This is a genomic window from Sphingomonas sp. NPDC019816, assembly GCF_050274375.1.
Classification (GTDB): domain Bacteria; phylum Pseudomonadota; class Alphaproteobacteria; order Sphingomonadales; family Sphingomonadaceae; genus Sphingomonas.
In genome coordinates, this window is record NZ_JBNNOB010000269.1 from 1 (window position 1) to 1,448 (window position 1,448).

Here is a 1,448-nt window from a genome sequence, read left to right on the forward strand (position 1 = left end):
GTCGCGGATCATGCGGCTGGTGACCTTCGAGCCCTCACGGCCCGCCATCGGCGAGTCGTTGACGGCAAAGCGCATCGACAGCGTCGGCGGATCGATCGGCTGTGCCTTCAGCGGCACGCTGACGCTGGTGTCGGCAATGGTGTTCGCCACGGTGGCGACCGCCAGACCCGCCAGCGAGATGATGTCGCCCGCCTTGGCTTCCTCGACCGGCACACGGTCCAGGCCGCGGAACGACAGGATCTTCGACGCGCGGCCCGTTTCGATGACATTGCCATCGGCGTCGAGCGCGTGGATCGCCTGGTTCAGCTTGACCGTGCCCGAGTTCACGCGGCCGGTCAGGATGCGACCGAGGAAGTTGTCGCGGTCGAGCAGCGTCACCAGGAAGGTGAAGGGCACGTCCTCGACCTCGACCTTGGGGGCGGGCACGTGGTTCACGATCGTCTCGAACATCGGGATCAGCGTGCCTTCGCGCGCATCCATGTCGGTCGAGGCATAGCCGTTGCGGCCCGAGGCGTAGAGGACCGGGAAGTCCAGCTGCTCGTCATTCGCATCGAGCGAGACGAACAGGTCGAACACTTCGTCCAGCACTTCCTGGATACGCGCGTCGGCACGGTCGACCTTGTTGACGACGACGATGGGCTTCAGGCCCAGCGCCAGCGCCTTGCCGGTCACGAACTTCGTCTGCGGCATCGCGCCTTCCGACGAATCGACCAGGAGGACGACGCCGTCGACCATCGACAGGATGCGCTCCACCTCGCCGCCGAAGTCGGCGTGGCCGGGGGTGTCGACGATGTTGATGCGGATCGACTCGTCGCTGCCCGGCGGAGTCCAGTCGACCGAGGTCGGCTTGGCGAGAATGGTGATCCCGCGCTCCTTTTCCAGGTCGTTGGAGTCCATCGCGCGCTCTTCGACGCGCTGGTTGTCGCGGAAGGTGCCCGACTGGCGGAACAGCTGATCGACCAGGGTGGTTTTGCCATGGTCGACGTGCGCGATGATCGCCACGTTGCGGAGGCTCATGCAGGTTTCTCTTGTTCGGAGGGTATGTCGGCGCGCGCCATAGCCCAAAGCGGGGCGAAACGAAAGGGCAGCGCGGATTTTGCGGCGCACAATACCGGTTGGCGGGTGAAACGGACGGAAACGTGCCAGGTTCCTCCCCGGTACGGGGAGGTGGCGGCCCGTCAGCGCTGACGGAGGGGGGCTTCCTCATAGGACGCCATTCGCGGCACGCCCCCTCCACCAGCTTCGCTGGTCCCCCTCCCCGTACCGGGGATCGTTGCAAAAGTCGTGCGACGGTGATTCATGGTTGCAGGCGGGGGGACGTTTGCGATGGATCAAGGTAGCTTGGTGGATGGCCTGGTGTCGCCGCGCTTGGGTCGCAATGTCCGGCTGGAGCGTTTGGCGCGGGAAGTGGACTGGGCCGATCTGGGTTCGCTTTTGTCGCCGCTGCG

General features: G+C 65.5%; 1 protein-coding gene. It reads right to left on the reverse strand.

Features of this window, described 5'->3' with window-relative positions:
* A partial coding sequence (locus ACQKJZ_RS19335; protein WP_427733327.1) for a GTP-binding protein occupies positions 1-1,017 on the reverse strand: 1,017 nt, incomplete at its 3' end.
* Between the last annotated feature and the right edge of the window lie 431 nt (positions 1,018-1,448).